Source organism: Caldimonas sp. KR1-144, from assembly GCF_049446155.1.
Taxonomy (GTDB): domain Bacteria; phylum Pseudomonadota; class Gammaproteobacteria; order Burkholderiales; family Burkholderiaceae_C; genus Rivibacter.
On sequence record NZ_JBMSEE010000006.1, the window covers coordinates 147,547 to 169,073 of the forward strand.

Annotated in this window: 24 protein-coding genes and 1 pseudogene; 9 read left to right on the forward strand and 16 right to left on the reverse strand. The window is 72.6% G+C overall.

The window, feature by feature from the left end; all coding sequences use genetic code 11:
• Position 1 precedes the first annotated feature (1 nt).
• On the reverse strand, positions 2–598 hold the full coding sequence (locus tag ACO2TI_RS15445; RefSeq protein WP_423285658.1) for an Hsp20/alpha crystallin family protein: 597 nt from the start codon (positions 596–598) through the stop codon (positions 2–4).
• A gap of 24 nt (positions 599–622) precedes the next feature.
• The gene (locus tag ACO2TI_RS15450; protein ID WP_423285660.1) at positions 623–1,063 is read right to left on the reverse strand and encodes a CBS domain-containing protein; all 441 of its coding nucleotides are present in this window, start codon (positions 1,061–1,063) and stop codon (positions 623–625) included.
• A 126-nt stretch (positions 1,064–1,189) separates the two neighbouring features.
• On the opposite strand from ACO2TI_RS15450, the gene ACO2TI_RS15455 reads away from it, so the two are divergent.
• Positions 1,190–3,043, forward strand: coding sequence for a DUF294 nucleotidyltransferase-like domain-containing protein (locus ACO2TI_RS15455; RefSeq protein ID WP_423285662.1), 1,854 nt, complete (start codon positions 1,190–1,192; stop codon positions 3,041–3,043).
• Positions 3,040–3,675 (forward strand): 3'-5' exonuclease, encoded by a 636-nt coding sequence (locus tag ACO2TI_RS15460; RefSeq protein WP_423285664.1) that lies wholly within the window; start codon positions 3,040–3,042, stop codon positions 3,673–3,675. The genes ACO2TI_RS15455 and ACO2TI_RS15460 overlap by 4 nt, the downstream gene beginning before the upstream one ends.
• 9 nt (positions 3,676–3,684) lie before the next feature.
• Here ACO2TI_RS15460 and ACO2TI_RS15465 read toward each other — a convergent pair whose 3' ends face one another.
• Positions 3,685–4,665, reverse strand: a complete 981-nt coding sequence (locus ACO2TI_RS15465) for an NADPH:quinone reductase (RefSeq protein ID WP_423285666.1) — start codon at positions 4,663–4,665, stop codon at positions 3,685–3,687.
• A 74-nt stretch (positions 4,666–4,739) separates the two neighbouring features.
• On the reverse strand, positions 4,740–5,984 hold the full coding sequence (locus tag ACO2TI_RS15470) for an MFS transporter (RefSeq protein ID WP_423285668.1): 1,245 nt from the start codon (positions 5,982–5,984) through the stop codon (positions 4,740–4,742).
• A gap of 150 nt (positions 5,985–6,134) precedes the next feature.
• Between ACO2TI_RS15470 and ACO2TI_RS15475 the strand changes: the two genes are divergently transcribed.
• The 5 genes from ACO2TI_RS15475 to ACO2TI_RS15495 all read left to right on the forward strand — a co-directional run bounded on the left by ACO2TI_RS15475 (position 6,135) and on the right by ACO2TI_RS15495 (position 9,208).
• The gene (locus ACO2TI_RS15475) at positions 6,135–7,112 is read left to right on the forward strand and encodes a LysR family transcriptional regulator (RefSeq protein WP_423285670.1); all 978 of its coding nucleotides are present in this window, start codon (positions 6,135–6,137) and stop codon (positions 7,110–7,112) included.
• 141 nt (positions 7,113–7,253) lie between these two features.
• Positions 7,254–7,619, forward strand: coding sequence for a DUF6448 family protein (locus ACO2TI_RS15480; protein ID WP_423285672.1), 366 nt, complete (start codon positions 7,254–7,256; stop codon positions 7,617–7,619).
• A 10-nt stretch (positions 7,620–7,629) separates the two neighbouring features.
• Complete coding sequence (locus ACO2TI_RS15485; protein WP_423285674.1) at positions 7,630–8,091, forward strand: hemerythrin domain-containing protein; 462 nt, start codon at positions 7,630–7,632, stop codon at positions 8,089–8,091.
• Between the two features lie 80 nt (positions 8,092–8,171).
• A complete protein-coding gene (locus ACO2TI_RS15490; protein ID WP_423285676.1) occupies positions 8,172–8,672 on the forward strand; it encodes a DinB family protein in 501 nt (166 codons plus the stop codon).
• Positions 8,673–8,725: 53 nt separating this feature from the next.
• Complete coding sequence (locus tag ACO2TI_RS15495; RefSeq protein WP_423285677.1) at positions 8,726–9,208, forward strand: Crp/Fnr family transcriptional regulator; 483 nt, start codon at positions 8,726–8,728, stop codon at positions 9,206–9,208.
• A 44-nt stretch (positions 9,209–9,252) separates the two neighbouring features.
• Here ACO2TI_RS15495 and ACO2TI_RS15500 read toward each other — a convergent pair whose 3' ends face one another.
• The 9 genes from ACO2TI_RS15500 to ACO2TI_RS15540 all read right to left on the reverse strand — a co-directional run bounded on the left by ACO2TI_RS15500 (position 9,253) and on the right by ACO2TI_RS15540 (position 18,299).
• Positions 9,253–10,005: a metallophosphoesterase family protein gene (locus tag ACO2TI_RS15500; RefSeq protein WP_423285678.1), complete on the reverse strand. Its 753-nt coding sequence runs from the start codon at positions 10,003–10,005 to the stop codon at positions 9,253–9,255.
• Positions 10,006–10,075: 70 nt separating this feature from the next.
• Positions 10,076–11,626 carry a methyl-accepting chemotaxis protein gene (locus ACO2TI_RS15505; protein ID WP_423285679.1) on the reverse strand — a complete coding sequence of 517 codons (1,551 nt, stop codon included), beginning with the start codon at positions 11,624–11,626 and terminating at the stop codon, positions 10,076–10,078.
• A gap of 80 nt (positions 11,627–11,706) precedes the next feature.
• A complete protein-coding gene (locus ACO2TI_RS15510) occupies positions 11,707–12,135 on the reverse strand; it encodes a PaaI family thioesterase (RefSeq protein ID WP_423285681.1) in 429 nt (142 codons plus the stop codon).
• A gap of 55 nt (positions 12,136–12,190) precedes the next feature.
• Positions 12,191–13,666, reverse strand: coding sequence for a bifunctional 3-(3-hydroxy-phenyl)propionate/3-hydroxycinnamic acid hydroxylase (locus ACO2TI_RS15515; protein WP_423285682.1), 1,476 nt, complete (start codon positions 13,664–13,666; stop codon positions 12,191–12,193).
• A 7-nt stretch (positions 13,667–13,673) separates the two neighbouring features.
• Positions 13,674–14,981 carry a TRAP transporter large permease gene (locus ACO2TI_RS15520; protein WP_423285683.1) on the reverse strand — a complete coding sequence of 436 codons (1,308 nt, stop codon included), beginning with the start codon at positions 14,979–14,981 and terminating at the stop codon, positions 13,674–13,676.
• On the reverse strand, positions 14,978–15,469 hold the full coding sequence (locus tag ACO2TI_RS15525; RefSeq protein WP_423285684.1) for a TRAP transporter small permease: 492 nt from the start codon (positions 15,467–15,469) through the stop codon (positions 14,978–14,980). Before ACO2TI_RS15525 ends, ACO2TI_RS15520 begins: the two co-directional genes overlap by 4 nt.
• Position 15,470: 1 nt before the next feature.
• Entirely contained in the window at positions 15,471–16,484 is a 1,014-nt protein-coding gene (locus tag ACO2TI_RS15530) for a TRAP transporter substrate-binding protein (RefSeq protein ID WP_423285685.1), read from the reverse strand.
• A gap of 64 nt (positions 16,485–16,548) precedes the next feature.
• Positions 16,549–17,400 carry a phytanoyl-CoA dioxygenase family protein gene (locus ACO2TI_RS15535; protein WP_423285687.1) on the reverse strand — a complete coding sequence of 284 codons (852 nt, stop codon included), beginning with the start codon at positions 17,398–17,400 and terminating at the stop codon, positions 16,549–16,551.
• 44 nt (positions 17,401–17,444) lie between these two features.
• A complete protein-coding gene (locus tag ACO2TI_RS15540; RefSeq protein WP_423285689.1) occupies positions 17,445–18,299 on the reverse strand; it encodes a fumarylacetoacetate hydrolase family protein in 855 nt (284 codons plus the stop codon).
• A 118-nt stretch (positions 18,300–18,417) separates the two neighbouring features.
• Here ACO2TI_RS15540 and ACO2TI_RS15545 point away from each other — a divergent pair, with 118 nt between their 5' ends.
• Both ACO2TI_RS15545 and ACO2TI_RS15550 read left to right on the forward strand, forming a co-directional pair.
• Entirely contained in the window at positions 18,418–18,978 is a 561-nt protein-coding gene (locus ACO2TI_RS15545; protein WP_423285691.1) for a VOC family protein, read from the forward strand.
• A gap of 15 nt (positions 18,979–18,993) precedes the next feature.
• A complete protein-coding gene (locus ACO2TI_RS15550) occupies positions 18,994–19,773 on the forward strand; it encodes an IclR family transcriptional regulator (RefSeq protein WP_423285693.1) in 780 nt (259 codons plus the stop codon).
• Positions 19,774–19,909: 136 nt separating this feature from the next.
• On the opposite strand, the gene ACO2TI_RS15555 is transcribed toward ACO2TI_RS15550, so the two are convergent.
• From ACO2TI_RS15555 to ACO2TI_RS15565, 3 genes and pseudogenes are all read right to left on the reverse strand, one after another.
• Positions 19,910–20,350 carry a hypothetical protein gene (locus ACO2TI_RS15555; RefSeq protein WP_423285694.1) on the reverse strand — a complete coding sequence of 147 codons (441 nt, stop codon included), beginning with the start codon at positions 20,348–20,350 and terminating at the stop codon, positions 19,910–19,912.
• A 13-nt stretch (positions 20,351–20,363) separates the two neighbouring features.
• Positions 20,364–21,038: pseudogene (locus ACO2TI_RS15560) on the reverse strand (S1C family serine protease); the annotation flags it as partial.
• A complete protein-coding gene (locus tag ACO2TI_RS15565) occupies positions 20,944–21,510 on the reverse strand; it encodes a DUF4136 domain-containing protein (protein ID WP_423285696.1) in 567 nt (188 codons plus the stop codon). The gene ACO2TI_RS15565 and the pseudogene ACO2TI_RS15560, both read right to left, overlap by 95 nt.
• Between the last annotated feature and the right edge of the window lie 17 nt (positions 21,511–21,527).

A 21,527-nucleotide genomic window follows, 5' to 3' on the forward strand; every position in this document is an offset into this window, starting at 1 on the left:
GCTAGCGAGACGCGCCGCCCGCGCCCCCGGTCGGGCCGCCCTGCGCCGGTGACGACGACTCGTCCTCGATCGTCAACTGCCGCCCGCGGCCCTTCGGCGAAGGCGCGTCGAAGCTCACGTCGAGCACGCCGTCGCGGAACGAGGCGCGCGCGCTGTCGACATCGACGCCCTCCGGCAGCGGGATGCTGCGGTAGAAACTGCCGTAGCTGCGTTCGCTGCGGTAGTAGCCGTGGCCGCGCTCCTCGCCCGAGCTGCTCGCCTGGCGGCGCTCGCCCTGGATGGTCAGCTGGCCGTCGGACAGGTCGACCTTGATGTCGTCCTTGCTCATGCCGGGCAGGTCGGCGCAGACGTGCAGCCGGCCCTCGCGCTCGTGCATCTCGATCTGCGGCATCCAGGCGGCAGCGCCCTCGCTGCCCCAGGCGCGCCCGCCCATGAACTCGTTGAACAGGCGGTTCATGTCCTCGTCGAGCTGGTGCAGCAGCGCGAACGGGCCGCCTTGCGGCCATCCGAGGCCGTAGCTGCCGCGCGTGGCGAGCCCGCCGCCGCGTTGCTGCTGCGCAGGTTGTTGCCCGGCCGAGGGGGATTGACGTTGGGCCATGGCGTTCTCCTTGGCGTGTGGATCTCAAGCGTCCATGCGTTGCGAGTGCTGGCCGCCGGGGCGCGAGATGCCGCCGAGCGCCTGGCCGGCCTGCGGTTCGTTGTGGTGGGTCGCGATGTCGCCCAGCGAGACGATGCCCACCAGCCGCTTGTCGCGGTTGAGCACCGGCAGGCGGCGAACGCGGATATCGCCCATGTTCTGGGCGACCTCGTCGAGGTCGTCGTCCTCGTAGCAGTACTTGACCTCGGGGCTCATGACCTCCTTGACGGTTGTCTGCGGGCCCTTGCCCTGGGCCACGCCGCGCACCGCGATGTCGCGGTCGGTCAGCATGCCGACGAGGCGGTCATTGCTGCCGATCGGCAGCACGCCGGCGTCCAGGTCGGCCATCATGCAGGCGGCCTGCTCGAGGGTGTCGTCGGGACTCGCGACGCAGACGTCGCGCGTCATCGCTTCACTGACTTTCATGGTCCAGCTCCTTTGAAAGGGGGAGGCGGCGTGATCCGCCCGGCTGTATCCATGACGCGGCAAGCTGCGTGCCGGTTCGGTGATGTCCCGATGGCCGCGCCGGCTTGCCGGACCACACTCGGGCCCGTGGCTTCTTCGACGCTGATCGCCCAGTTGCGCGACGAGCTCAGGCGGCACCCGCCCTTCGCGCAGATGAACCCGGATGCGGTCGACGCGCTCGTCGGCGCCGCCGAGCAGCTCTATTTCGCGCCGGGCGAGCGCGTGCTCGGGCCCGAGGACGGGCCCATCGGCTACCTGCTCGTGATCCGCAAGGGCGCCATCTCCGGCCGGCGCGCGCAGGTCGAGGCGGCGGCCGGCTTCGAGTACGAGGCCGGCGACCTGTTTCCGGTCGGCGCGATGCTCGGCGAGCGGCCGGTCAGCGCGCGCTACGAGGCGCGCAGCGACAGCTTCTGCCTGCGCGTGCCGGCCGAGGCGGTGCGCCAGGTCGCCGCGCACGAGCCGGCGTTCGCCGACTTCCTCAACCGCCGCGTGATGAAGCTGCTCGACTACTCGCGCCAGGCGCTGCAGGTCGCCTACTCGGCGCAAACGCTGGCCGAGCAGTCGCTCGAGCGGCCGCTGCGCGAATGCCTGCGCCGCCCGCCCGTCACCGTTGCGCGGGCCACCCCGGTCGGCGAGGCGCTGGCGCTGATGCAGGCCCAGCGCATCGGCTCGCTCGTCGTGCAGGACGCCGACGGCAGTGTCGCCGGCATCTTCACGCGTCACGACGTGCTGGGCCGCGTCGCGCTGCCTCAGGTGCCGCTGGCCACGCCGATCGAGGCCGTGATGACCACGCCGGTGCACACGCTGGCATGCGACGCGAGTGCGCAGGACGCGGCCCTGATGATGTCGCGCCATGGCATACGCCATGTGCCGGTCACCGAGCGCGGCCGCGTGGTCGGCCTGGTGTCCGAGCGCGACCTGTTCGCGATGCAGCGCCTGTCGCTCAAGCAGGTCGGCAACGCGATCCACGGCGCGCGCGATGTCGCCACGCTGGCCTTCGTGGCCGACGACATCCGCCGCTTCGCGCGCAGCCTGCTCGGCCAGGGCGTCGGCGCGCGCCAGCTCACCGAGCTGGTGAGCCGTCTCAACGACGCGCTGACCGAGCGGCTGGTCGCGCTGCTGGCGGCCGAGTGCGGCGTCGACATGGGGCGCGCGTGCTGGCTCGCCTTCGGCTCCGAGGGCCGCAGCGAACAGACCATCGCCACCGACCAGGACAACGGCCTGGTGTTCGAGAGCGACGACGCGCAGCGCGACCGTCCCGCCTGGCTGGCCTTCGCGCGCCGCGTCAACGACGCGCTCGACCGCTGCGGCTACCCGCTGTGCAAGGGCAACGTGATGGCCGGCAACCCGGAGTGCTGCCTCACGCCCGCCGAATGGGCCGTGCGCTTCACCGACTGGATGGAGCACGGCGCGCCCAAGGACCTGCTGGCCGCGAGCATCTACTTCGACCTGCGCCCGATCGCGGGCCGCGCGGCGCTGGCCGACGGCCTGCGCGAGCTGCTCGCGCGCCACGCGCCGCGGCTGCCGCGCTTCATGAAGCAGATGGCCGGCAACGCGCTCGAGCGCCGCGTGCCGCTGAACTGGTACGGCGGCTTCGATGCCGAGCGCATCGACCTCAAGCTCTACGGGACCGCGGTCTTCGTCGACGCGGCGCGCGTCTACGCGCTCGCGCACGGCATCGTGCACGCCAACACGCGGCGCCGCTTCGAGGCGCTCGGGCCCGTGCTGGGCGTGCCGGCGCAGGAGCTGGAGGGCTGGATCGGCGGCTTCGAGTACCTGCAGATGCTGCGCCTGCGCGCGCAGATCGACGCGGCCGCCGGCAGCGCGCCCAACGAGGTGGCGGTGGACGCGCTCAACGACATCGACCGTCGCGTGCTGAAGGAGTCGCTGCGCGTGGCGCACCGCCTGCAGCAGCGGCTCGAGCTCGACTACGAGCGATGAGGTGGCCGCCTTGGCAGCGGCGCGCCGGCGCCGACGAGCAGCGCTGGGTCGTGCTCGACGTCGAGGCCAGCGGGCTCGATGCCCGGCGCGACCGCCTGCTGGCGATCGCCGCCATCGGTCTGCGCGTGAACGCGCGGCAGGCGCGCATCGACGTGCAAGACAGCTTCGAGGCCGTGCTGCGCCAGGCGGTCGAGACGACCGACAAGGCCAACATCCTGCTGCACGGCATCGGCGTCGGCGCGCAGCGCGCCGGCAGCCGACCGGCGCAGGCGCTGCAGGACTTCGAGCGCTATGCGGCCGGTGCGCCGCTGGTGGCGTTTCACGCGGTGTTCGACCGCACGCTGATCGAGCGCGGCTTTCGCGCCGAGCTGGGCCGGCGCTGGCGCGCGCGCTGGCTCGACCTGGCCGACCTGGCGCTCGCGCTCGACCCGGCGGCGCGCGAGCGCTCGCTCGACGAATGGATGGAGCGCATGGGCATCCGCTGCGCGCAGCGCCATCAGGCCGTGGCCGACACCTTCGCGACCGCCGAGCTGCTGCAGGCGCTGTGGCCGCAGGTGCTGCGCCAGGCCGGCAGCGGCACGTTCGATGCGGTGAGCGACCTCGCGGGCCAGCGGCGCTGGCTGGGCGGCTGAGCCTGCGCGCTACGCCAGATCGATGATCACGTTGCCGATCAGCCCGCCGCGCTCCACCGCCTCGTGCGCCGCGGCGATCTCGTCGAGGGGGAAGCGCGCGCCGATCGTGTGCTCGATCTCGCCTGCGCTCATCAGCCGCGTGAGGCCGTCGACCGCCAGCCGGCGCTGCGCCGCGGTGAGGTCGTAGACCAGGAAGAAGTGCAGCGTGACCGAGCCGAACAGCAGGTCTCGAAACGGGATCGGCGCGTCGCCGTAGGCATTGGAGCCGTAGCTCACCAGCGTGCCGTGGGCTTTCAGCACGCCTTGCGACAGCAGCTGGCTCGTGGTGGAGAAATCCATGTCGACGATCGCGTCCACGCCCTGGCCGTGGGTGAGTTCCTTGACGCGCTGCGCGACCGGCTCGCGCTTGTAGTCGATGGTGGCCTCGACGCCGGCGTCGCGCGCGTGCGCGGCCTTCTCGAGCGAGCCCACCGTGCCGATCACGCGCGCGCCGCCGAGCGCGGCGATCTGCGCCGCGTAGTGGCCCACCGCCGACGACGCGCCGATCACCAGCACCGTCTTGCCGTGCAGGTCGCTCAGCAGGCGCACCGCGTTGAAGGCGGTCAGGGCCGGAATGCCCAGGCAGGCGCCGGCCGCGAAATCCACCGCGTCCGGCAGCGGCACCGCCTGCGCCTCGGGCAGCGCGATGAACTCGGCCGCGGTGCCCATCGGCCGCTGCCACTGGCCGTTCCAGATCCACACGCGCTCGCCGATGCGGTGCGGCGAGACGCCGGGGCCGATCGCGTCGATCACGCCGGCGCCGTCACTGTGCGGCACCACGAGGTCGGTGCCGAGCGGGCGCGTGCGGCGCGCCTTGACGTCCGACGGGTTGACGCCGGAGGTCGCCAGCCGCACGCGCACCTCGCCGGGCCCCGGCACGGGCGTGGGCAGCTCGCCGACCGTCAGCACCTCGCGGGCCTCGCCGTTGCGCGAATACCAGGCTGCTCGCATCTCGACCTCGCCGCGTTCGGCGCCGCCGACGGGCGGCGCAACGCGCGAATGGTGCGCCAGCCGGCGTGGGCGCGCTACTGCGGCGTCAGCGCGCCGGCCGCGCGGTGGCCGGCCGAGTGCGGGCGCCACAGGCGCACCGCCAGCGCCGCGAGCGAGGCCAGCGTCGCGAGCGCCAGCACGCCGAGCCAGCCCCAGGCCGCGAGCAGCAGCGCGCCGAGCGCCGAGCCGATCGCCATGCCGATGAAGGTGCCGGTCATCAGCAGCGCGTTGAGCCGGCTGCGCGCGGCCGGCTCGAGCCCGTAGACGATGGTCTGGTGCGCGACCAGCGCGGCCTGCACGCCGAGGTCGAAGCCGATCGCACCGGCCACCAGCAGCGCCAGCTGCGCCGAAGCGGGCAGCAGCGGCGCCAGCGCCATCGACGCGAACGACAGCGCCGCGAGACCGGCGGCCAGGCGCGTGACGAGCTGCGGCCCGCGGCGGTCGGCCAGGCGGCCGGCCAGCGGCGCGGCCAGCGCGCCGGCCGCGCCGGCCAGGCCGAACGCGCCCGCCGCCGCGGCGCCGAGGTGGAAGGGCGCGCCGTGCAGCATCACCGCGAGCGTCGACCAGAACGCGCTGAAGCCCAGCGCCAACAGCCCTTGCGCCAGGCTCGCGCGGCGCAGCTCGGCATGCCGGCGCCACAGCGGGCCGAGCGAGGCGAGCAAGGCGCCGTAGGACAGCTGCGTGGTGGGCCGAAAGCGCGGCAGCCCGCGCCACGCGGCGGCGCCGATCAGCGCGATGCTGGCGGCCGCGGCGACGAACACGCAGCGCCAGCCGAACTGCTCGGCGACGAAGCCGCTGGCCACGCGCGACAGCAAGATGCCCAGCAAGAGCCCTGTCATCACCGTGCCGACGACCTTGCCCCGGCTGGCCTCGGGCGCCAGCGTCGCGGCGGCCGGCACGATGTCTTGCGCCATCGTCGCCGCCACGCCGATCGCCAGACTGGCCGCGAGCAGCACGCCGATGCCCGGCGCGGCGCCGGCCAGCAGCAGCGCGGCGCACAGCACGGCCGCCTTGGCGAGGATGATGCGGCGCCGGTCGATGCGGTCGCCCAGAGGCGCGAGCAGTGCAATGCCCAGCGCATAGCCGAGCTGCGTGAGCGTGGGCACGAAACCCACGCTGCGCGCCGAGGCGCCGATGTCCGCGCCCAGCACGCCGAGCATCGGCTGGCTGTAGTAGAGCGCGGCGACCGCGAAGCCGGCACCCGCGGCGAGCAGCAGGATCAGCGGGCGGGAGAGCGCACGGCCGGGCGCGGCGTCATGCGCAGGTTGAATGTTGGACATCGCGTAAACCCTTGGTGTTGAAGCTTGGCCGCGAGTGTGTGCCTGGGAGATTCGGCTTGGTAGTAGCGCCGGGCGAACAATGGCTATACGCTGGGTGCATAAATGAGGCGCCCAAATGAACGCATGGAACGACCGCCCTGCCGCCGACCGATGAACGCCACGCCTGCAGCCACCCATGCGCCCGCCGCCAGCGCGGCGCTCGACCGCGTCGCGCTGATGCAGACCTTCGTGCACATCGTCGAGGCGGGCAGCCTCTCGGCGGCCGCGCAGCAGATGAGCGCGACGCAGCCCACCGTGAGCCGACGCCTGCAGGCGCTCGAGCGATCGCTCGGCCTGCGGCTGCTGCGCCGGTCGACGCATTCGATGCAGCTCACCGAGGACGGCGAGCGCTGCTACGCGCGCGCCAAGGAGCTGCTCGCCAGTTGGGCCGCCTTCGAGGCCGACCTGCGCGGCGCCGGCGATGAGCCCGAGGGCACGCTGCGCGTGGTGGTGCCGCATGCGCTGGGTCAGCACCTGCTGGTGGGGCCGATGGCGGATTACCTGCGGGCCTATCCGCGCGTGCAGATCGACTGGCTGCTCAATGACCGGCGGCCCGACTTCATCTCCGACGGCATCGACTGCGCGATCCAGGTGGGCGAGGTGACCGACCCGTCGGTGGTGGCGGTCAAGCTCTCCGAAGTACCGCGCATCGTGGTGGCGGCGCCTTCGGTGCTGTCGGGCCGAAGCGTGCCCGCGCAGGCTGCGGAGCTGGCCGAGCTGCCCTGGCTGGCGCTGCGAACCTTCTACCGCACCGAGGTGCTGCTGACGCATGCGAAAGGCGGCGAATCCCACCGCGTGGCGATCCGCCCGCGCATGAGCACCGACAGCCTCTACGCGTTGCGCAGCGCGGCCACGATGGGGCAGGGCGCGTGCCTCATCTCGACTTGGCTGGTGAGGGAAGACCTGGCGCAGGGGCGGCTGCTGCACCTGGTGCCCGACTGGCAGCCGGCGCCCCTGCCGGTGTACCTGGTGTATCCGCATGCGCGGTTCTATCCGGCGAAGTTGCGCCGGTTTGTGGAGACGATGCGAGGGGTGATGGGCGAGAGGGTGGAGGCGTTGTCGCTGGTCGGGGGTGGCGCTGATCGATGAGGCTTGTCGAGGCCGCCCACCGCGCGCCACGCGCGGTACCTGGTGGGGCGCTCCCTTGCGATGAATCAAGTCGGGCCGACCGCCGCGCTCCAAGATGCAGCGTGCTCTGTGCGTTCGACCCACGAAGGAAGGAGACGCATCATGAGGACCGCCGTTCGCGCCTTGGCTGTGCTGGTCAGGATCCACCGCGCCGGCGAGGGCGCGCCGTACACGGGCCTCAAGCCTGCCGGCGCGGTCGAGCCGCCGGTGGCAGCGGCCGACAAGGCCATCGAGGCCGGCAGGCTTCAAGGGCTCGCGACGACCATCTCCGAGCGGGCCGAGAGGGGGCTGCGCGAGCATTTCGCGCAGGTCATGGCGACGAAGAGGTACGAACCCAACGATGTGGAAGCCGGCCGTGCCCACTCGAGTGCCTACGTCGAGTTCGTGCACTACGCCGAGCGTCTGTACGGCGCGGCCGAGACGCTCGCCCCCGAGGCGCCGGCGACGGCGCCCGGTCATCACCACTGAGGATCACGCCATGGGCTTTGTCATTCCCACCTCCTTGCAGCGGGAGCACGAGTCACTGCACGAGGAACTGCGCCGCGCCACGCAGGCCGGCGGCGAGGTCGGCGAGGCGGCGAGTGCGCTGGCGCGGCTGATGCACCCGCACTTCGTCAAGGAAGACCAGATTGCGCTGCCCCCGCTGGGGCTGCTGGCGTCGCTGGCGCGCGGCGAGGTGAGCGCGGCCATGGCCGAGGTTCTGACGTTGACCGACCGTCTCGAGGCCGACTTGCCTGCCATGTTGCAGGAGCACCAAGCCATCGTCGGCGCGCTCCAGCGGCTGCATGAGGCCGCCACGCGGGCCGGCAGGGAGGAGATCGTCGAGTTCGGGCGCCGGCTCATGGCGCACGCGCGCATCGAGGAAGAGGTCATGTATCCGGCCGCCGTGCTCGTCGGGCGCTACGTGCGCCTGCGGCTCGGTCCGACGCCGCAGGGGTGAGGTCCGCGGCGTCAAGCCGGCGAGTGCATCGGCGCGTCCGAGGGCATGATCTCGTCTCGCCCTTCTCGAAGGAACGAGCCATGTCCCTCTCCACATTGCAGTCGCTGTTCGCCTACAAGGCCTGGGCCAACGAAGAGCTGTTCGCGCGGCTGGCGCAGCTGCCGCCCGAGCGGGCCGAGCAGTTGCACGCCTGCGTGCGCACGCTCAACCACATCTACGTCGTCGATCGCATCTTCCGCGCGCACCTGAGCGGCGAGCCGCGGCCGTTCGACGCCACCAACACCAAGGAAACGCCTTCGCTCGGCCAGCTGAGCGCCGACGTGCAAGCCACCGACGCGTGGTACGTTGGCTACCTGGCGCGGCTCGGCGAGCCGGCGCTGGCCGAGGTGCTGGCGTTCCAGTTCACCGACGGCGACGCCGGGCGGATGAGTCGCGAGGAGATCTTGCTGCACGTGATCACGCACGGCGGCTACCACCGCGGCAACGTCGGCCAGATGCTCAAGGCGATCGACGTCGCACCGCCGCGCGACCTCTACACCAGGTTCCTGCACCTGCGCGAACCGCAGCGCCGAAGGGCCTGAGGCGGCCACGGCGCGCCGCGGCGGCATGGCGCCGTCCTTGCTTGGACCCGGCCATGGCCGACATGCTGAGCCTTTGCGCCCACCTGCCCGAGGTCGCCCTCGCGCCCGGCGAGACGCTCGTGCGCGAGGGCGAGCGCGGCGATGGGCTTTGGGTGCTCGTTCGCGGTGCACTGCGCGTGTTCAAGGGCGGCGTGCCGGTGAACACCGTCACCCATCCCGGTGCGCTGATCGGCGAGATGTCGCTGCTGCTCGACAGCGCCTACGGCGCCACCGTGATCGCCAGCGAGCCCTGCGTGCTGCGCCACGCGGCCGACGGCCGCGCGCTGCTGGCCGGTGACCCGCAGATCGCGCGCCATGTCGCGGTCGGCCTGGCCGAGCGGCTCAACGTGGTGACCAGCTACCTGGCCGACCTGAAGCACCAGTATGGCCACGCGCCCGGCATGGCGATGGTGTCCGACGTGCTCGACGAACTGGCGCAGCGGCACGTGCCGGCGGCGCGGCCCGGATCGCGCCGCGATCCCGAGCCCGACTACTGAGCGCCCGGGCGGCGCCCGGCCCGGCGTCACCTTGCGAGCGCCGATCAGAACACGCTGCGCGCCGGTGCCGCGGCCGCGGCGAGCGAGAGGCTTTCCTCGCCCATCAGCGAGCGCCATGTCGCCGAGCCTTGCGCGAGGTCGATCTCGACGAAGCAGGGCACGCCGCCGATCTGCCGGCCGGGATTGAAGACCCAGGTCTCGCCGATGCGGTCGGCCCACGCGCCGGCCGGCCTGAACGGCGATTCGTGCACGTGGCCGGTGAACACCATGTCGGGTTTGAAGCGCGCGATCCAGCCGCCGAGGTCCGCGTCGCCGTACTCGCGCCGGCCGTTCCAGCAGGTCGGCGAGCCCAGCGGCGGCCAGTGGTAGACCCACAGCCAGCGCGCCGGGCGCTGCTGCGCATCGCGCGCGAGCTGCGCTTCCAGCGCGGCGCGGCCCAGCGGTCCGTCCCACCAGGGGCACACGCTGACCAGCGTGTCCTGGCCCACGCGCAACGCGTCGCCATCGCTCGGCACGCCGGCGCGGCGCGCCTCGGCCAGCCACAGCGCGGCTTGCTCGCCTTGCGCGTCGGGGCCGGTGAGGTCGTGGTTGCCGGAGCTCGCGACCAGCGTGCCCGCCTGGTGAATCATCGACAGGTAGCGCAGCAGCACGAGCGACTGCGCGTGCAGCGGCACCGCGGAGCCGATGTCGAGATGGTCGCCGGCCATCACCACGAGGTCGTAGCGCGGCGCGGCGTGCACCAGCCAGTCGAGCTGGGGCAGCGTGTAGTGGAGATCGGAGACCAGCAGGATGCGCATGGGGCCCTCGCGACAACGGATCGCCGCGCGAGGGTCTCGCCAGCACGTTTCGAGCCAGCGACGGGCGTGCTCACGCGGCGGGCGAGAACGCCAGCCTGAACTGCGCGACGGCCTGCGCGAGCCGGGCCGCCTGGTGCGTGAGGCTCTGCGCCGCGGCGGCGCTCTCTTCGACCAGCGCCGCATTGCGCTGCGTGACCTGATCGAGCTGGGCGACCGCCTCGCCGATCTGGCCGATGCCCGCGCTCTGCTCGGCGCTGGCGGTGCTGATCGTGGCGATGAGGTCGCTCACGCGCCTGACCTGCGCGACGATGTCGCCCATGGCCCGGCCGGCGTCGCCGACCAGCGCGCTACCGGCATCGACCCGGGCCACGCTTTCGCCGATCAGGTCCTTGATCTCCTTGGCCGCCAGCGCGCTTTGCTGCGCCAGCGCGCGCACCTCGCCGGCCACCACCGAGAAGCCGCGGCCGTGCTCGCCGGCGCGCGCGGCCTCGGCGCCGGCATTGAGCGCGAGGATGCCGGTCTGGAAGGCCAGCCGGTCGATGACGCCGACGATGTCGGCGATCCTGCGCGACGACGTGCTGATGTCGTCCATCGTCGAGACGACGCCGTCGACGACAGCGCGGCCGCGACCGGCTGCTTCGCAGGCGCTCGATGCCAGGCGGACCGCCTCGTGCGCGGTGGCGGCGTTGCTCTTGACGGTCGCGGTCAGCTCCTCCATCGACGCGGCCGTCTGCTGAAGGTTGCAGGCCTGCTCCTCGGTGCGCTGGCTCAGGTCGACATTGCCGGCCGCGATCTGCGACGAGCCGGTGGCGATGGAGTCGCTGCCGACGCGAACCTGCGCGACGATCGCGCTCAGCTGGTCGTTCATGCGCTTGAGCGCGGCCAGCAGCCGGCTCGTCTCGTCGCGCCCCCGGACCTCGATGTGCGAGGTCAGGTCTCCGTCGGCCACGGTCTGGGCGACCTGCACGGCGCGCGCCAGCGGAACGGTGATGGAGCGCACCAGCGCCCACGCCAGCCAAGCTGCGCTGGCGATGACCACGGCCGCGGCGGCGATCGCGCGCTGCAACGCCCCCCGGTACGTCTCCTGCGCCTGCGCGAACTCCTGCGCCACCACTTCGAGCTGGACGGCGGACAGCTGGTTGACCACCTCCGAGACCGGATCGACGGCCGGGTACAACTGCGTCGCCGCGAACACGCGGATGCCGTCGACATCGCGCGCCGCCAGCAACTCCAGCAGCCGCGCGCCGGCTTCGTCGGCGCGGCGCATCAGCGGCTCGGCGCGCGCCACGAGCTGCTTCTCGGCGTCGATCAGGAACGTTGCCTTGTAGGCCTGCCACTCGCGTGCGACGCGTTCGCGCGCGGCCAGCACGGCCGCCGAGCCTTCGTCGGGCGTCATCGCACCGTCGCGCACCTTGTGCGCCGTGTCGACGATGGCCACGCTGTAGCCGTCGCCCACGGTCTTGAGCTGCCGCAACGGGACGACGCGGTCGTTGTAGACCGTCTCGAGCACGGCGTTGGCGCCGCGCAGCCGCAAGAGCCCGAGCGCGAACGACGCGACCAGCATGGCCAGCAGCAGGGCGACGAGCAGGAGCAGGCGGGCTTTGATGCTGATGCGGTTCATGAGCGAGGGTGGCAACGAGGAGGTGGAAGGCGACTGGGCCCCCTCGGGGCTGGCGAACGAAGTGAGCGTGGGGGTTCGGATCACGCCGAGACGATCTTGCAGACGGCGGTGGCGCTCGCCACCGGCCGCCCGGCCTGCAGCAGTTCGGCGCTCACATGGCAGACCTCGCGCCCGCGCCGCACGAGCTGCGCGCGGCCGTCGATCGCGCCGGCCGCGGCCGGGCGCAGGAAGGCGAGGTTGAGGCTGAGCGTCGCGACCGCTTCGCCTTCCGCCACCGTCGCGTCGACGAGCCCGGCGGTCAGCGCGTCGAGCATCGCGCCGAGCATGCCGCCTTGCACGCCGCCGGCCGGGTTGAGGAAGCTCGGCGCCGCGATGTAGCGCGCTTCGAGCAGGCCTTGCTCGAGGTCGACCTGCGTGATCGTCTCGCCGAGCAGCTCGGCCACCGCGGCGCGCGGGACCTCGCCGCGGCGCATGCGGGCGAACCAGTTGTCGGTGATGGTGGCGCTCATTGGGCACCCTCCGTGCTGCGCATGCCGGAGTTCGCCTTGGGCGCGGCCCGGCGGCTCATGCCCATGCCGCCTCCTGCAGGCGATGTCGCGCCAGCAGCGCGTCGAGCGCTTCGGCGCTGTCGGCCACGCCGGCGACATAGCGGTCGGGCCGCAGCAGCGCGGCCTCGGTGCCCAGCGCGGCCAGCCACTCGCGCAGCGCCGGCTCGGCGGCCGGCAGCACGGCGAGGCGCTCGCTGTCCAATGCCTGCGCGGCGAGCGAGGGCGCGGCGATCAGCGCGAAGCGCGGGCCGATGCGGTCGTCGGCGCGCCTGCCGTCGGCGAGCACCGGCTGCGCCGCGATGCGCCCGCCGAAGACGCCGCCGTCGTGCGCGCCGGGGCCCAGTGCCGGCTGCGGTGTCGTGAAGACCTGCGGGTTCGAGGCCATCTGCGCGTCGCGCTCGCGCACCACGACGGGATCGGTCGCCTGGATGATGCCGCCCAGGCGGACCGCGGTCTCGATGAACTCGCGCGCGTGCGGCGCGCGTTCGGACTCGTAGCTGTCGAGCAGTGAATCCGGCGCGTGGCCGCCGATCACGTCGGCCAGCTTCCATGCCAGGTTGGCGGCGTCGCGGATGCCGGCGCACATGCCCTGGCCCATGAAGGGCGGCGTCTGGTGCGCGGCGTCGCCGGCGATCAGCAGGCGGCCGCGCCGCCAGCCGCGCGCCACGACCGAATGGAAGGTGTAGACGGCGGGGCGCTCCAGCTCGGCGTCCGCGGGCGTGAGCCAGCGCTCGAGCAGCGGCCACACGGCCTCGGGCCGCGTGATCGCCGCGGCATCGTCGCCCGGCATCAGCATCAGCTCGAAGCGCCTGCGCTCCCCCGCGCCGCGCACGTAGGTGGCCGGGCGGCGCGGGTCGCAGTACTGGATGCTGTGGTCGCCGAGGTCGGGGCGCTCGCGCTTGAGCAGCACGTCGAGCACCAGCCAGCGCTCGTGCGCCTGCAGGTCGTCGAGCTGGCTGTCCATCAGCCGGCGCAGCAGCGAGCGCGCGCCGTCGCAACCCACCGCGTAGCGCGCCTTCGCGCGCAGCAGCCGGCCGCAGCGCATGTCCTCGAGGCGCAGCTCGACGTGGTCGTCGTGCTCGTCGACCGCGTAGACCTCGTGGCGCAGCTTCACGCTCACGCGCTGGTGCCCGGCCAGGCGCGCGCGCAGCGCCGTCTCGAGCTCGGGCTGGTGGAAGCGGTAGCTCGGATGCCACGCGTGCGGCCCCGGCAGCTGCGAGCGGGTGTAGTCGATCAGCACGCGCCCGGCCGCGTCGACGAACTTCATGCCCGGCGAGACGAACAGCCGCGGCAGCAAGGCCTCGGCGATGCCGATCGACTGGAACACGCGCATGCACTCGCCGTCGAAGTGGATCGCGCGCGGCAGGCGGTAGATGTCGGCCTCGCGCTCGATCACCAGCACCGAGAGGCCGCGCAGCGCGAGCAGGTTGGCGAGCGTGGCGCCGGCCGGGCCGAGGCCGACGACGGCCACGTCGTAGAGGTCTTCGCTCATGGGACGGTCAGGACTTGAGGAGGGTGGGCAGCCACAGCGACAGCGCCGGGAACGTCAGCAGCAGCCCCAGGCGAACGAGGTTCGAGGCGACATAGGGCGCGACGCCGCGGTAGATGTCGGCCAGCGGGATCTGCGGCGCGACGCCCTTGACGACGAACACGTTCATGCCCAGCGGCGGGATCAGCATGCCGAGCTCGATCACCACCACGTTGATCACGCCCCACCACACCGGATCGAAGCCCCAGCTCCTGATCAGCGGCAGCACGAAGGGCAGGGTCACGACCATCGCGGCCACCTCGTCGAACACCGCGCCGGCCACCAGGTACAGCGCCATCAGCGCGAGCATCGCGGCCCACACCGGCACGCCCGAGGCCTGCACCGCCTCCACCAGCGCCTGCGGCGCCTGCGTCACGGCCGTGAAGGTGCCGAAGAGGGACGCGCCGATGATGAGCACGTAGATCATCGCGGCGGTCGATGCGGTGCCGCCCAGCGCCTGCGAGAGCGCCGCGCGCGTCACGCTCCTGCGCAGCAGCGCGAAGCCGAAGGCCATCACCGCGCCGACGGCCGCGCTCTCGGTCGCGGTGAACACGCCGCCGGCCATGCCGCCGATCACGGTGGCGGCCAGCGTGAGCACCGGCGCGCTGCGCCGCACGGCCTGCCAGCGCTCGACCGCCGTGGCGCGCGGGCCCACGGGCGCCAGCGACGGGTGGCGCCGCGTGTGCAATGCGATCGCGGTGATGTGCAGCGCCACCGCGATCGCCGCGGGCACCAGCGCTGCCACGTAGAGGCTGATGATCAGCTCCTGCGACAGCACCGCGTAGATCACCATGATCGACGACGGCGGAATCAGGATGCCCAGCGTGCCGCCCGAGGCCACGGTGCCGGCCGCGAAACCCGGCGCATAGCCGCGCGAGAGCATCGACGGCAGCGAAGCGCGGCCGAAGGTGGCCGCGGTGGCGACCGAGCTGCCGCACACCGCGCCGAAGCCCGCGCAGCCGCCGATGGTGGCCATCGCCAGGCCACCGCGGCGGTGGCCGACCAGCGCGTAGGCGAGACGGTAGAGGTCCTCCGACAGGCCGGCCATGCCGGCGAACGCGCCCATCAGCACGAACAGCGGGATCGTCGCGAGGTCCAGCGAGGCGAGCTGGTTCGCCGCTTCGGAAGCGATGGTCGCGAGCGCCGGCGCGAGGCCCGACAGCGCGGCGAAGCCGGCCACGCCGGCGATGCCCATCGCCACGCCCACTGGCACCTGCAGCGCGATCAGCGCAAAGCAGCCGGCCAGCCCGGCCAGCGTGAGCAGCACCGGCGCGTTCATGCGTCGACCTCGTTCGCGGCAGCCGGCGCGCGGCTCGCGGTCGCCAGGCCCGCCAGCGCCGCGAGCGCGATGCATGCCGCCACCGCGAGCCACCACGGCCACACCGGCCAGCGCAGCACCGCGGTGGTCTCGCCGGTGCCGCGCGCCTCGAGCGCGAAGCCGAGCATCTGCCAGGCCATCGCGGCGAAAAAGGCGGTGGTCGCCAGCGCCGCCAGTCGGTCGAGCGCGCGCTGCGCCGCGGCGGGCAGCCGCTTGCCAAGCAGGTCGATCGCGATGTTGCCGCGGCTGGCCACCACGTGCGGCATGCAGGCCGCGAGCAGCACCGCGCCGGCCAGGCCCAGCACGTCGATGAAGCCGCGGATCGGCGCCGCGAAGGCGTAGCGCAGCAGCACGTCGAGCACCGTCGCCCCGGCCAGCGCGAGCAGGCCGAACGCGGCGGCGCCGGCCAGCTGCTGCGCGCAGCGGCGCGTGGTGGCGGCGAGGTCCATGTCAGGCCGAGCGCAGGCGCGCGAGCTGCTCGGCGAAGGCCGCATAGGTGCGCTCGTTGCGCGGCTTGGCACGACGCCACGCCTCGTTGAGCGGTTCGATCTGGCGCTTCCAGTCGGCCAGCTCGGCAGCGCTGGGCTGGGCCACGCGGTTGCGGCCCGACTTCGCGACGCGCTCGCGCACCTCGGCCTCCTGGCGGTCGAAGGCCTCGCCGAGCCGGCGCGCGAGCGCCTCGCCGCCGAGCTTGTCGATCGCCGTGCGCGCCGCGGGCGGCAGCGCGTCGTAGCGGTCCTGGCGCATCGCCACGCCCACCGCCACCGCGCCGAGCGCGAGGTCCAGGTGCTGCGAGCTGACCTCGTTGACCTTGAAGTCGCCGACGAAGCCCCAGTTGTTGAGCGTCATGTCGACCACGCCGCGCGACATGGCCTCGGCGATCTGGCCGCCGCCCAGCTGGACCGGCGCGCCGCCCAGGGCCTCGACCACGCGCGTGAGGTGGTCGCCCGACACGCGCACGCGCTTGCCTTTCAGGTCCGCGGGCGCACGCACCGGCTGGTTGGCATGGATCGCCACCGGCGGCGTGGCCGCGAGCGCGAGCATCTTCAGGCCGTCGAAGCCGACCAGGCTGCCCGCTGCGTAGAGCCGCTGCAGCGCGACGCTGGCCTCGGTGGCGTTGGCGGTCACGAAGGGCAGGCCGACGACCTCGGTGTCGTCGAAGCGGCCCGGCGTGTAGGGCAGCACGACCCACGCGAGATCGGCCACGCCGTCGGTCACGAGCTTGAGCTGCTGGCTGGGGTTGCGCCCCAGCGTGCCGCCGGCGAACACGTCGATCTGCAGCGTGCCCCCCGAGCCCTGCGCGGCCTCGCGCGCCAAGGGCGTGAGCACGTTGGCCGTGATGTTGGCCATCGGCGGCTCGAAGCTCGCGAGCTTGAGCTTGACCGGTGCCGCCGCGCGCGCCGGCACGGCGCAGGCGGCGACGACAGCCGCGACGGCGCGGCGGCGGGTGATGCCATGGCTCATGGTGTTCTCCTGGTGGCGTGCGGGTGCAGGGCCCGCGGGCGTGTCGGCAAGAACGGGTGCAGGCTCAGGCGGCCTGCTCAGCGAGCAGCCCGCGGCCGCGCTCCCACACGACGGGCAGCGCCTCGTCGTCGGCCGGATAGGCGCCGGGCGCGACCTGCGGGTCGCGGCGCAGCGTCATCGTGTGAGGGCGCGGATCCCAGCGCACGTCGGCGCCGAGGTAGCGGATCGACCAGCCGATGCGCGTGGTCGTGGCCGAGGCGTTGCCGGCCGCGCCGTGCACGGTGAGCGGGTGGTGGCACAGGACGTCGCCGGGCTGCATGTCCCAGCTCAGCACGCGCGCCGACGGATCGCCCTCGCCGGCGCCGTAGTCGGGGCAGACCTCCATCGACTCGTCCATGAAGCGCGGGTCGTAGTCGGGCGTGATGGCGCGGAACATCTTGTTCCAGCGGTGCGAGCCGGCAACGTACTGCACGCCGCTGGTGGCCGCGTTCACCGGCGACAGCGCGACCCAGATCGAGACCAGGTCGTTGCCGAGGAAGGGCCAGAACGGCAGGTCGTTGTGCCACGGCGTCGGCGCGACCGTGCCGGGCGCCTTGATGAAGAGCTGGTCGTAGAAGAAGCGCACGCGCTCGGCGCGCATCAGCCGCGCGGCGATCTGCGGCAGGGCCGAGGCGTCGCGGGCCCGCGCGAAGCGGGCGTCGGCGTCCGAGAGGTAGACGCTCGAATAGAAGCGGCCCTCGCCGGGCTTGAGCTTGGCCTCGCGCGTGCGGCCCTGGCCGGAGGCCATCGCCGCGAGCGCGGCGTCGCGCAGTGACTCGCACCATTCGGCGTCTAGCACGCCGCGCAGGCACACGACGCCGTCGCGCTCGAAGTCGGCGACGTCCTGCTCGCCGACGATGCCGTGGTTCTCGTTCATGCTTGTCTCCTCGTCGCCTCGGTGGCGATCTGTGGGCGATCCGTTCAGGCGGTCTCGTCGGCGATCGTGTTGCGCAGCACGCCGATGCGGTCGACCTCGATCTCGACCACGTCGCCCGGCTTCATCCACACCGGCGGCGTGCGGCGCGCGCCCACGCCACCCGGCGTGCCGGTGACGATGACGTCGCCGGCCTCGAGCGGCGCGATCGTGGACACGTAGGCGATCTGGCGCGCGATGCCGTGGAGCATCTGCTCGGTGGTCGCGCGCTGCATCTCCTGGCCGTTGAGCCGCGTGACGAGCGTCATCACGGCCTGCGGCGCGATCTCGTCGGCGGTGACCAGCCACGGCCCGAAGCCGCCGGTGCGCCAGAAGTTCTTGCCCGGCACCCACTGCGAGGTGTGGCGCTGCCAGTCGCGCACGCTGCCGTCGTTGTAGCAGGCGTAACCGGCGATGTGGTTCCAGGCCTCGTCTTCGCCGATGCGCCGGCCCGGCTTGCCGATCACGACCGCGATCTCGGCCTCGTAGTCGAGCTGGGTCGACTCCTTCGGGCGCACGATGGCCTGGCCGTGGCCGACCTGCGAATCGGCCACGCGCAGGAAGAACGTGGGCTGCTCGGTGACCTCGCGATTCGTCTCGCGTACGTGCTCGCCGTAGTTCAGGCCGCAGCACCAGATCTTGCCGGGGTTGGGGATCACCGGAAGCAGCGTCACGTCGGACAGCGCGAGCTCGCCACTGCGCCCGACGAGTGCCGCAGCGGCCTCGGGCAGCGCGTTGGCAGCGAGCAGCGACTTCAGGTCGGCAAAGCGCTCGCCGAGCGCGGCCTGCAGGTCGACGATGCGGCCGTCGACGACGGCGCCGAAGCGCCGGCGGCCGGCGTGTTCATAGCTGATGAGTTTCATCTCGGGGTCTGCGCAAGCGGGAAGGGAGCGCTGGAAAGCGCGAATTGATAAATCTCAATATTTGAGATTCAATGACATGACACGCCGAATGTCAACCCGAACCCTTCGAGGGGAAACCATGAGTCCATCGTCCCGCCGCGGCTTTCGCTTCAGCCACTTCGGCATGTTCGTCAGCGACATCGCCCGCATGGAGCGCTTCTATGCCGGCGTGCTCGAGTTCACCGTCACCGACCGTGGCCAGCTCGCCGGCGCGTCGGGGCCCGTCGACCTCGTGTTCCTGAGCCGCGACCCCGACGAGCACCATCAGATCGTGCTCGTCAGCGGCCGGCCCGCGTCGCTCGCGTTCAACCCGATCAACCAGATCTCGCTCGCGGCCGACAGCCTCGCGACGCTGCGCGCGATGCACGCGCGCCTGCTCGAAGAGGACTGCAGCGAGATCACGCCGGTCACGCACGGCAACGCGGTGTCGATCTACGTGCGCGACCCCGAGGGCAACCGCCTCGAGCTGTACTTCGACCTGCCGTGGTACGTCTCGCAGCCGATGCGCCTGCCGGTGGATCTCGCCGGCGACGAGGCCGAGCTGATGGCGCGCTTCGAGGCGCATGCGCGCAGCCTGCCGGGCTTTCGGCCTCGGACAGAATGGCGCGCCGAGATGGCCCGCCTCATGGGCCTGGCCTGAACGACCCCACGCCCCATGACCAGCCCGTCGCGCGTCCTTGCGATCCTCGACCTCTTCACCCGCGAGCGGCCCGTGTGGCAGCCCGACGAGATCAATGACGCGCTCGGCTACGCGCGCCCCACCGGCTACCGCTACGTCAAGGAGCTGGTCGACGCGGGCCTGTTGCAGAAGGTCTCGGCCGGCCGCTACGCCTTGGGCGCGCGGATCATCGAGCTCGACTACCAGCTTCGCCAGGGCGACCCGCTGCTGCTGGCCGCCGTGCCGGTGATGGAAAGGCTCGCCGCCGACACCGGCTACGACGTCGTGCTCAGCGTCATGTTCGCGGGACCGGCCGCGGTGCCCAAGGTGATCGACGTGCACCGCGTCACGGTCGAGAAGACGCTCGCGCTGGCCTACGGCCGCGGGCGCCCGCGCCCGCTGTTCCGGTCGGGCGCGCCCAAGGTGCTGCTCGCCGCCATGGCGCGTGCGCCGCTCGTCAAGTTGCACGCGGCCCGCGCCGACGAGATCGCCGCCAGCGGCATGGGCCGCGACTGGACCGAGTTCCGCGCCTACCTCACGCAGGTGCGAAAGCAGGGCTGGTACCGCTCCAGCGGCGAGCTGGAAAAGGGCATCGGCGCGATCGCGGTGCCGGTGCCGGGCGCCGACGAGGAAGTGGTCGCGGCGCTGGCCTTGGTGGGCCGCGCTGCGCGCATCGACCGCGAAGACACGGCACGGCTCGCCGGACGCCTGCAGGTGGCGGCCGAGACGATCCGGCGCAAGCTGGGCTCGGTGGGGCGCGGTAGCGCGGCTGCGTGAGGAGCCCAAGCGGGACCGCCTGCCGCAAAGGCCACGCTGTTCTTTTGCGAAGAGGCTGGTGCGGGGTTCCGCTGCGAACAGGCGCGCCTTTGCCCGCCACGCCTGTCATGAACGCGAGCTGCACCAACAGCCCCAATCAACGCCTCACCTGGCCGCTCAGCTCGACCACGCGCCCTGCACGCAGCACCTGCATGCGCAGCGACTGCCCGGCCGCGCGCACGTCCATCAGCCGCCTTCGGATGCGCTCGTAGGCCTCGGGTTCGCCCAGCGCGATGCCTTCCACCGCGAGGATGATGTCGCCCCCCAGCGTGAGCTGCTCCTCGCCCACGTTGACCGGCACGCTGCCGCCGCGCACGCCCAGCATCTCGGCCGGCGAGCCGTGCGCGACGCGCTGCACGAGCAAGCCGGTGCCGGGCGCCGGCACGTTGAGCGCGCGCGCCAGTTCGCCGGCGAGCAGGTAGCCCTCGAGGCCGCTCCAGACCGTGGGCTCGTCGAACAGCAATCGCTTGGCCATGTTCGAGGTGACCACGAAGCCCAGGCCGTCCGAGCCGCCGGACAGCGAGACGATGTGGCTCACGCGGCCCGCCCGAATTGCCCTGGTTGATCGCGGCGTCGGTCTGGAACAGCTCGGCCGTGACCAGGCCGCCGTAGGTCGCGTTGGGCTGGCGGCGCGCGCTCACGTGGCCCACGGTCAGCGTGTGCGTGATGCCCAGCGGCGCGCCGACGATGAAGACCGGATCGCCGACCTCGGCGCGGTCGGAGTCGCCCAGCTTCGCCGGCGTCACGCCCTTGGGCACCTGTTGCAGCTGCAGCAGCGCCACATCGGCCGGCTGGTCCGAGGCGATCACGCGCGCGGGCACGACCACGCCGCCGGGGAACTCGACCTCGACGTCGTCGGCGATCTGCACCACGTGGGCGGCGGTGACCACCTTGCCGTCGGTGCTGACCAGCACGCCCGAGCCGATGCCGCCGGCGCTGGTGCTGCGCTCGCCGCCGGGGCCGCGCACCGCCACGTGCTCGCGCGTGCGCACCACGACGACCGCCGGGCCGACGCGCTTGAACACCTGCGACAGCGTCGGCGCGGCCGGCGATGCAGATGGCGCCGCGGCCTGCGCGGCGGTGAGGCCGAGCGCGAGCAGCGCGGCGGCGAAGAAGCGTTGCAGTCTCATCTCACTTCCCCTGCTGCCGGCCGTTTGGAAAGCCTTCGAAGAGCTCGGCCACCGCGGCCTCGATCGCCGCGCCGGGCTCCTGCATCGCCTTGGCATCCACGCGCCCCTCGGCGACGCCGCGCCAGACCAGCGCATTGCGCCGTGCGTCGACGAGATCGACGACCAACGTGCCGTCGCGGTAGTTCTGCGTCTCGAGCTGGCTCGCGCCCGACCACGCGCGCCAGCCGTGCGGGCCCGCCGCGCCCGAGGGCGACGAACGCAGCTCCTGCTTCTGGTCGACCTGCAGCGCCACGTTGACGCGCAGGTCGGGCTGCTGCGGCGGCGCCACCTGCACGTAGCCCTGCTTCTCGAGCTGGGCGCGTGTCGACTCGCGCAGGCGCTGCGTTGTCAGCGTGGCATAGCGCGCGCCGCGGCCGGGCGCGGGCTCGTAGAACGCGAAGCTCTTGTAGCTGCGCAGGTCGGCCGCCGGGTCGAGGTCGATGCGCGTGTGCGGGCCGCTGCTCGCGCAGCCGGCGGCGATCAGCGCGGCCACGAGGGCCGCGGTGCGAACGGGGATCAGGGTGGTCATCGTCGGTCTCCTTGCAC

Bases quoted from the DNA above. Each gene is read 5' to 3' on its own strand.
- ACO2TI_RS15515 (WP_423285682.1), bottom strand. From the start codon at position 13,666: ATGAGCGAAGACCTCTACGACGTGGCCGTCGTCGGCCTCGGCCCGGCC.
- ACO2TI_RS15545 (WP_423285691.1), top strand. From the start codon at position 18,418: ATGAGTCCATCGTCCCGCCGCGGCTTTCGCTTCAGCCACTTCGGCATG.
- ACO2TI_RS15485 (WP_423285674.1), top strand. From the start codon at position 7,630: ATGGGCTTTGTCATTCCCACCTCCTTGCAGCGGGAGCACGAGTCACTG.
- ACO2TI_RS15450 (WP_423285660.1), bottom strand. From the start codon at position 1,063: ATGAAAGTCAGTGAAGCGATGACGCGCGACGTCTGCGTCGCGAGTCCC.
- ACO2TI_RS15550 (WP_423285693.1), top strand. From the start codon at position 18,994: ATGACCAGCCCGTCGCGCGTCCTTGCGATCCTCGACCTCTTCACCCGC.
- ACO2TI_RS15525 (WP_423285684.1), bottom strand. From the start codon at position 15,469: ATGGACCTCGCCGCCACCACGCGCCGCTGCGCGCAGCAGCTGGCCGGC.
- ACO2TI_RS15565 (WP_423285696.1), bottom strand. From the start codon at position 21,510: ATGACCACCCTGATCCCCGTTCGCACCGCGGCCCTCGTGGCCGCGCTG.
- ACO2TI_RS15520 (WP_423285683.1), bottom strand. From the start codon at position 14,981: ATGAACGCGCCGGTGCTGCTCACGCTGGCCGGGCTGGCCGGCTGCTTT.
- ACO2TI_RS15505 (WP_423285679.1), bottom strand. From the start codon at position 11,626: ATGAACCGCATCAGCATCAAAGCCCGCCTGCTCCTGCTCGTCGCCCTG.
- ACO2TI_RS15530 (WP_423285685.1), bottom strand. From the start codon at position 16,484: ATGAGCCATGGCATCACCCGCCGCCGCGCCGTCGCGGCTGTCGTCGCC.
- ACO2TI_RS15480 (WP_423285672.1), top strand. From the start codon at position 7,254: ATGAGGACCGCCGTTCGCGCCTTGGCTGTGCTGGTCAGGATCCACCGC.
- ACO2TI_RS15510 (WP_423285681.1), bottom strand. From the start codon at position 12,135: ATGAGCGCCACCATCACCGACAACTGGTTCGCCCGCATGCGCCGCGGC.
- ACO2TI_RS15490 (WP_423285676.1), top strand. From the start codon at position 8,172: ATGTCCCTCTCCACATTGCAGTCGCTGTTCGCCTACAAGGCCTGGGCC.
- ACO2TI_RS15470 (WP_423285668.1), bottom strand. From the start codon at position 5,984: ATGTCCAACATTCAACCTGCGCATGACGCCGCGCCCGGCCGTGCGCTC.
- ACO2TI_RS15535 (WP_423285687.1), bottom strand. From the start codon at position 17,400: ATGAACGAGAACCACGGCATCGTCGGCGAGCAGGACGTCGCCGACTTC.
- ACO2TI_RS15475 (WP_423285670.1), top strand. From the start codon at position 6,135: ATGAACGCCACGCCTGCAGCCACCCATGCGCCCGCCGCCAGCGCGGCG.
- ACO2TI_RS15445 (WP_423285658.1), bottom strand. From the start codon at position 598: ATGGCCCAACGTCAATCCCCCTCGGCCGGGCAACAACCTGCGCAGCAG.
- ACO2TI_RS15500 (WP_423285678.1), bottom strand. From the start codon at position 10,005: ATGCGCATCCTGCTGGTCTCCGATCTCCACTACACGCTGCCCCAGCTC.
- ACO2TI_RS15465 (WP_423285666.1), bottom strand. From the start codon at position 4,665: ATGCGAGCAGCCTGGTATTCGCGCAACGGCGAGGCCCGCGAGGTGCTG.
- ACO2TI_RS15460 (WP_423285664.1), top strand. From the start codon at position 3,040: ATGAGGTGGCCGCCTTGGCAGCGGCGCGCCGGCGCCGACGAGCAGCGC.
- ACO2TI_RS15540 (WP_423285689.1), bottom strand. From the start codon at position 18,299: ATGAAACTCATCAGCTATGAACACGCCGGCCGCCGGCGCTTCGGCGCC.
- ACO2TI_RS15495 (WP_423285677.1), top strand. From the start codon at position 8,726: ATGGCCGACATGCTGAGCCTTTGCGCCCACCTGCCCGAGGTCGCCCTC.